The organism is Diaphorobacter ruginosibacter, from assembly GCF_040396215.1.
Taxonomy (GTDB): domain Bacteria; phylum Pseudomonadota; class Gammaproteobacteria; order Burkholderiales; family Burkholderiaceae_C; genus Diaphorobacter_A; species Diaphorobacter_A ruginosibacter_A.
Map to the genome: position 1 here is coordinate 1 of NZ_JBEBOW010000192.1, position 5176 is coordinate 5176.

5 protein-coding genes are annotated in these 5176 nt (G+C 64.3%); 4 read left to right on the forward strand and 1 reads right to left on the reverse strand.

Going from position 1 to position 5176, the window contains the following annotated elements:
• Positions 1 to 81: 81 nt before the first annotated feature.
• Positions 82 to 351, reverse strand: a complete 270-nt coding sequence (locus ABWP92_RS16375) for a DUF2061 domain-containing protein (protein WP_353236472.1) — start codon at positions 349 to 351, stop codon at positions 82 to 84.
• A gap of 207 nt (positions 352 to 558) precedes the next feature.
• Here ABWP92_RS16375 and ABWP92_RS16380 point away from each other — a divergent pair, with 207 nt between their 5' ends.
• The 4 genes from ABWP92_RS16380 to ABWP92_RS16395 all read left to right on the forward strand — a co-directional run bounded on the left by ABWP92_RS16380 (position 559) and on the right by ABWP92_RS16395 (position 5115).
• A complete protein-coding gene (locus tag ABWP92_RS16380; protein WP_353236473.1) occupies positions 559 to 1584 on the forward strand; it encodes an SPFH domain-containing protein in 1026 nt (341 codons plus the stop codon).
• 103 nt (positions 1585 to 1687) lie between these two features.
• Positions 1688 to 3190, forward strand: coding sequence for a DUF4178 domain-containing protein (locus ABWP92_RS16385; RefSeq protein WP_353236474.1), 1503 nt, complete (start codon positions 1688 to 1690; stop codon positions 3188 to 3190).
• 55 nt (positions 3191 to 3245) lie between these two features.
• Positions 3246 to 3467: a DUF350 domain-containing protein gene (locus tag ABWP92_RS16390; protein WP_353236475.1), complete on the forward strand. Its 222-nt coding sequence runs from the start codon at positions 3246 to 3248 to the stop codon at positions 3465 to 3467.
• Between the two features lie 82 nt (positions 3468 to 3549).
• Positions 3550 to 5115 carry a polyamine aminopropyltransferase gene (locus tag ABWP92_RS16395; RefSeq protein WP_353236476.1) on the forward strand — a complete coding sequence of 522 codons (1566 nt, stop codon included), beginning with the start codon at positions 3550 to 3552 and terminating at the stop codon, positions 5113 to 5115.
• Positions 5116 to 5176 lie beyond the last annotated feature (61 nt).

Genomic DNA, 5176 nt, shown 5'->3' on the forward strand with positions numbered 1-5176 from the left:
GCCTGGGCTCGCCACCGGCCCAGCAGCCAGCGCCAGAACGCATGGCTCCAGCGTTGCGCCGGATGACGGTGCGTCTTCATCTCAGGCTCCCGCGGCGGTTGCGAGCGCGGCGGGGGCTTGTCCGCTTTGCGGTGCGCGGCGCTTGAGGGCGCGTTCCCAGCCTTTTTCGTGGAAGAAGAACGCGACGGCCTGCACGGTGGGCTCCAGCAGGCTGAGCGTGAGCGATGCGATCAGGTTGCCGGTGACGGCGTATGCCACCATCGCCGCGACGCAGATGTGGATGAGGTAGTAGCTGCCGGTTTTCATCAGGGTGAGGCGGTTGTGGCGAGCGGCGTTGATCAGGCGGGTCATGATGGCGGATTCCTTTTGAAGATTGGTTAATGATAGTTATTCTCATCTTCGAGAGCCAATTGAAAGTCTTGAATGCGGCGATAGCCCATGGCATGAGCGTGTGTCTTCGGGGTTGGGTGCTGCCGCTTGTGGCTATGATTCGCGGGTCCGGTCTTCAAGTGGTTGTCCGGCCACTTCACTTCTCTTTTTCCGAGCGGGAGCGTTTTCATGGCACTGATGGATTTCATCAAAAAGCAGTTTATTGACGTCATTCAGTGGACTGAGGCGGCCGATGGGACGCTTGCCTGGCGCTTTCCCATGCGCGACATGGAAATCCAGAACGGCGCGACGTTGGTGGTGCGCGAGTCGCAGTTGGCCATGTTTGTGAACGAGGGCAAGGTGGCCGATGTGTTCATGCCCGGCACCTACAGGCTCACCACGCAGACGCTGCCGGTCCTGACCAATCTGAAGAACTGGGACAAGCTGTTCGAGTCGCCCTTCAAGAGCGATGTGTATTTCTTCAGCACGCGCCAGCAGATCGACCAGAAGTGGGGTACGCCGCAGCCCATCACCATCCGCGACAAGGATTTCGGCATGGTGCGCCTGCGCGCGTTCGGCAACTATGCCTATCGCGTGGCCGACCCGAAGCTGTTCCACACGGAGATCTCCGGCACGCGCGACAGCTACGCGGTGGATGATCTCGATGGCCAGTTGCGGGGTGTGATCCTGCAGCACATCAGCACGGCGATTGCTGCCAGCGGTGTGCCGTTTCTCGACCTGGCGGCCAACCAGGCCCTGTTCGCCGATGCGCTGGGCAGGGACCTGGCGCCGGCGCTCGGCAAGATCGGCCTTGCGCTCGAAGGCATGACCGTGCAGAACGTGTCTCTGCCCGAGGAACTGCAGAAGATCCTCGACCAGAAGATCGGCATGGGCATGGTCGGCAACGACATGGGCAGGTTCATGCAGTACCAGACCGCGCAGTCGATCCCGAAATTCGCGGAAAGCGCGGGCCAGGGCGGGGGCGTGGCGGGTGACGCCATGGGCCTGGGCGCTGGCGTGGCGCTGGGCCAGGTGCTGGCTCAGAACCTGCAGCAGGGGCTGCAGGGCCAGGGCGGCGGCGCGCCGCTGGAGGGCGTGAGGCCCGAGGACGTCATGGCCACGCTGGAGAAGCTCGGGGAACTCAAGTCCAAGGGCATTCTCACGCAGGAAGAATTTGACGCGAAGAAGACCGAGCTGCTCAAGAAGCTGGTTTGAATCTGCGGGCGACACTTGTACTTTCATGCATTGCCGTTGCTGCCCCGCATGAGCCGCGCAGCCATGGTTCCCTTTCACTTTTTCGCGGCAGACGAATTCCGGCATGGCAGATAGCGCGCGCCAGCGTTCCTACTCCGCGCCCTGTCCCGGCTGCGGCGCGCCCGTCGAATTCAGGAGCGCGCAGTCGATCTACGCGGTGTGCCCATACTGCCGCAGCACCGTGGCGCGCGATGGTGACGTGCTCAAGCGCATCGGCAAGATGGCCGAGGTGTTCGAGGACTATTCGCCGCTGCAGCTGGGCGCCTCGGGCAGCATGGCGCTGGGAGGCCAGGCTGCTGCGTTCACGCTGGTGGGCCGCGCACAGTACAAGGGCGAGCAGGGCAGCTGGAATGAGTGGAGCGCCGTCATGCCCGACGGCAGCCTCGCCACGCTGAGCGAGGACAACGGCCAGTACGTTTTCATGCGTGACGCTCCGCTCGGGCGGGACGTTCCCGCCGCCGAGCGTTTCCGCGTGGGCATGACCACCTCCGTTGGCGGCCAGCGGTTCAGCGTCAGCGCCAATCTCACGGCCTCGCTGATGTCTGCGCAGGGCGAACTGCCCCGGCTCGCGCCGCTGGGCCAGCCATTCACAGTGGTCGAGCTGCGCAGTGAAAGCGGGGAGGTGCTGTCGATCGACTATGGCGGCACGCCGCCGCAGGTGCAGCACGGATTTGGCGTGCGCCTTGAAGCGCTCGGCATGAAGGGGCTCAAGAGCGGCGCGTCGGCCAAGGCCGAGCGGGCCCGCCAGTTCAACTGCCCCCATTGCGGCGCGCCGGTCGCTGTCGCGCTCGACAGTACGCAGTCCTGCACCTGTCCGTCATGCAGGAGCATCATCGACCTGACGAGCGGCGTGGGCGGCGAGATGCGGTTCGCCGCGCAGGACGAGCCGGTGGAGCCGCTGATCGCGCTGGGCAGCATGGGCGAGTTCGAGGGGGCGAAGTGGCAGGTGGTGGGTTTTCAGCATCGCATGGGCGTGGAGCCTGGCGATGACGAATGGTTCGGCTGGGACGAGTACCTGCTCTATCACCGCAAGCGCGGTTTCATCTTCCTGGTGGACTCCACCGACGGCTGGAGCCTGGTGCGTCCAACGGTTGGCGCGCCCCGCTACAAGCTCGGGGAGCAGAGCACCCGCTATCTTGGAAAACCATACTGGCTGCAATACAGCTACAAGGCCGAAACCGGGTATGTGGTGGGCGAGTTCTACTGGCCCGTCGAGAGGGGTCAGAGCACGTTCAACAGCGACTTTGAAGGATTGAACGGCAAGGCTGTTTTGTCGCGCGAGGAATCCAGGGGCGAGGTGACCTGGTCCCATGGCGAACGCGTGGATGCCAGCGTCGTCGCCAATGCGTTCAGGATGGCGGACAGGCTCGTGAAGTTCAAACGCGAGGACGCCGCGCCGGTGCTGTCCACCAGGGGCGTGGGCTGCGCGACGGTGATCCTGATCCTCGTGGTGATGCTGGTCATCCTGGCCATTCTGAGCACCTGTTCCAGTTCGGCGGGCGGCAGCGGTTATCGCAGCTCGGGCGGGTCCTATGGCGGTTATTCGTCCGGAGGCGGGCACAAGTGACTTGGATTTCAGGTTTGATTTTCTGGCGGATTGATGGATTTAGGGAGATATCGAAATGAGCGCATTGGAATGGCTGCGGCCCGCGGCCCTGCTTGGGACACTGGTATACGCACTCCTCGGTGTCGTTATCTTCTGGGTGAGCTTCATCATCGTCGACAAGCTCACCCCCTACGACCTGTGGGCGGAGATCGTGGAGAAGCACAACAAGGCCCTGGCCATGGTGGTCGCCGCCATGTGCCTTGGCATCAGCATCATCGTCGCGGCGGCCATTCATTGACCGGGTTGCGTCGCTCACGCAGGAGGCCGGCGGGATTGCCTGGCGGCTTCGGTTTCCAGGCGGCGCGGCATTCTTTCAGCTCATGAATTCCGGTAGCGATCCCGTCATCATCCCCGAGCCCGAGGCGCAGGGCGGCAGCGCCCGCCCGATCGACATCGCGCTGCTGGCCAGCGTGTTCGTCATCGCCGCGTGCGGCCTGCTCTACGAGCTGGCCGCCGGCGCGCTGGCGTCGTACGTGCTGGGCGATTCGGTGCTGCAGTTCTCCACCATCATCGGTACCTACCTGTTCGCCATGGGCGTGGGGTCGTGGCTTTCGCGGTATTTCGAGCGGCAGCTGCCGGCGCATTTCCTGCGCATCGAGCTGATGGTGGCGCTGGCGGGCGGCTCGCTGCCCGCCATCCTGTTTCTCGCCAATGCGTACACCCCCGGCGCGTTTCGCATGCTGCTGTATGGCATGGTGCTGCTCGTGGGCACGCTGGTGGGGCTGGAGATCCCGCTGGTGATGCGCATCCTCAAGCGCAACGTGCAGCTCAAGGATCTGGTATCGCAAGTGCTCACGTTCGACTATCTGGGCGCGCTGGCGGTGTCGATCGCGTTTCCGCTGCTGCTGGTTCCTCAGCTCGGACTGGTGCGCACGGGGCTGCTGTTCGGCTTCATGAACGCGGCGGTCGCGATCTGGGCATTGTGGCTGTTCCGCAAGGAACTGCGCCGCTTTCGCTCCCATGCGGCGGCTTGCGCGCTCGTGCTGCTGGCCTTGCTCGCGGGGCTGTTGGGGGCGGACCACATCACGCGTTTTGCCGAGGACAAGTTCTACCAGGACCGCATCGTGCTCTCCAGCGCGACGCCATACCAGCGCATCGTGGTGACGCATGGCAAGCTCGGATTCCGCCTCTATCTGAACGGCAATCTGCAGTTCGCCGAGCGCGACGAGTACCGCTATCACGAGGCGCTGGTTCACCCGGCGATGGCCGCGCAGGGCGCGCCCAGGCGCGTGGCCGTGCTTGGCGGCGGAGACGGCATGGCGGTGCGCGAGGTGCTGAAATATCCGTCGGTCGAATCGGTCACACTGGTGGAACTCGATCCCGCGATGACGGACCTTTTCAGCCGCCATCCCATGCTCACCGGACTGAACGGGGGCGCGCTGAGCGATCCGCGCGTGAAGGTCGTCAACGCCGATGCGTTTCAGTGGCTGCAGGCGGGAGCCGACATGTTCGATGTGATCATCGTGGACTTTCCCGATCCCACCAACTTCGCGGTCGGGAAGCTGTTCACCAACAGCTTCTATGCGCTGCTCGATCAGCGCCTTTCGGCCAGCGGCTATGCGGTGATCCAGACGACGTCGCCGCTGATCGCGCGCAAGAGTTTCTGGACGGTGGTGCAGACCATCGAATCGGTGGGCCTGGCCGCAACGCCCTACCACGCGCACGTGCCCAGTTTCGGCGAATGGGGCTTCGTGATCGCCAGCCGCAGGCCGTGGCGGATGCCCGGGACGCTGCCGCGGGGGCTGCGCTTTCTCTCCACCGATTCCATGGGGCTGATGTTCGATTTCCCGCTCGACATGTCGCGCGTTCCGGCGCAGGTGAACCGCCTGTCCAACCAGGTGCTGGTGCATACCTACGAGCGGGAATGGGGCGAGGTGGCGCATTGATGGCGAGGATGTCCCGCCGCAGCCTGCTGCATGCTGGCGCGGGGCTTGCCGGAGCGGGGCT